Genomic DNA, 1,521 nt, shown 5'->3' with positions numbered 1-1,521 from the left:
GCAGGACGAAGGCCATCTCACGGGCCTTCAGCAGCGGGTTCATCGGCACCACGACGGCGCCGGCGCGCAGCACGGCGTAGTAGGCGACGGGGAAGAGCGCGACGTTGGGCAGGACCAGGGCCACCCGGTCGCCGGGCCGGACGCCGTCCGCGTGCAGCAGTGCGGCCAGCCGGGCGCTGGCGTCCTCCAGCCGGGTGTAGCTCAGGACGGTCCCGTCCTGCCGGACGGCGGTCCGTTCCCCGTGCTCCCGGGCCGAGGACACCAGGAGCGAGGCGAGGTTGGTCATGGCGTGGTCTCCTTCGGGGCGAGCCGGTGGTGGCTCCGGTACGGGAGGCGGACCGTGCGGTCCGCCCGGTGCTGCGGGGCGATCACGTCGCGGGGTGGGACGCCGCCGCGGCCGGGGGCGGTGTCGGCCCGGTGCGGGTCCGTCCACAGGGCGGGCGGCAGCGGCCGGCCCCGGCGCAGGGCGAGCCAGAGCCGCAGCAGGTGGCGGCGGTGTCCGGGGCCGTCCCGGTAGGCGGAGCGGGAGTGCAGGACGGCGAGGTTGTTGACCAGGAGCAGGTCGCCGGCCTCCAGGTCGAGGTCGAGGCGGGCCGCCGGGGAGGAGGCCGCCCCGTCGATCAGGTCGAACAGTTCGGTGTCGGCCGGCTCCAGCCGCGGCGCGTCGGGGAACCGCTGTGCGGACTCCAGGTGGCACCGGTGGTAGCGCAGGCTGAGCCGGCCGGCGTGCCAGCAGGCGAGGGGCACAGTGTCGTAGGGGCGCTCGCCCGGGCCGTGCTCCTCCCTGCGGTCCACGGCGTACCGGCGGTAGAGGCGGCGCGCCAGGTCGGGGCGGTGCGCCAGGACGGCGTTGTGGACGGCGGCGGAGCTGGCCAGGCCGATCCGTCCGCCCGCGGCGGCCGGGCGCAGGCAGAGCAGGGCGAGGACGTCGGAGCCGTCGGTGTGGAACCCGAGGGCGTTGCGGGTCTGGTAGCCGCGGGTCGCGGGGTCGGCCAGCGTCCGGCCGGTGTCGCGAACGTGGCCGAGCAGGTGGCCGGCGGCGTTCTGGGAGACCGGGGCGCCGAGGTGCCGGCCGATCCCCCAGAGGACGTTGGCCGCCGCGCCCGCGCCGCACCGGTCGACCGGCAGGCCCTTCACCAGGACGAATCCCCGGCCGTTCTCCAACTCCTCGGCGATGCCGTCCAGTTCGGCGGCGAGGGTCGGCAGCGGGAAGTCCGCCGCGGTCGACCTCAGCAGGGTGGTTCCGCGGCTGCGTGCGGTGTGCAGTGCGGCGTCCAGCTCGGCGAGGTGCGCCGGTGACAGCCGGACGGTCCACGTGTCGCGGCCCGCCAGGTCGGGGCCGTGCCAGGCGGCCGGTCCGGTGAGGTGCTCCTGCAGCATTCCGTGGGCTCCTTCCCCCGCCGGGCGGCCGTCCGCCGCCAGGGGCCGGGCTGCCGACCTGCTCGGCGGTGGTGCAACGCTAGGAGTCCGCCCGTCGCACTGCTTGACTTCACGTGACAGTTGGCTTACCACTTGGGGACA

2 protein-coding genes are annotated in these 1,521 nt (G+C 75.9%); both read right to left on the bottom strand.

Annotation, left to right across the window (positions count from 1 at the left end):
- Positions 1-286 (bottom strand): AMP-binding protein (locus ABZ641_RS36900; protein ID WP_359988935.1); only part of this gene is annotated, 286 nt, incomplete at its 3' end.
- A complete protein-coding gene (locus ABZ641_RS36895; RefSeq protein ID WP_344623337.1) occupies positions 283-1,380 on the bottom strand; it encodes a TauD/TfdA family dioxygenase in 1,098 nt (365 codons plus the stop codon). The genes ABZ641_RS36895 and ABZ641_RS36900, both read right to left, overlap by 4 nt.
- Between the last annotated feature and the right edge of the window lie 141 nt (positions 1,381-1,521).

This window comes from Kitasatospora sp. NPDC007106, from assembly GCF_040634455.1.
GTDB lineage: Bacteria > Actinomycetota > Actinomycetes > Streptomycetales > Streptomycetaceae > Kitasatospora > Kitasatospora arboriphila.
Note: the sequence above shows the minus strand (reverse complement) of the source record. Positions and strands in the feature narration are given on the sequence as shown.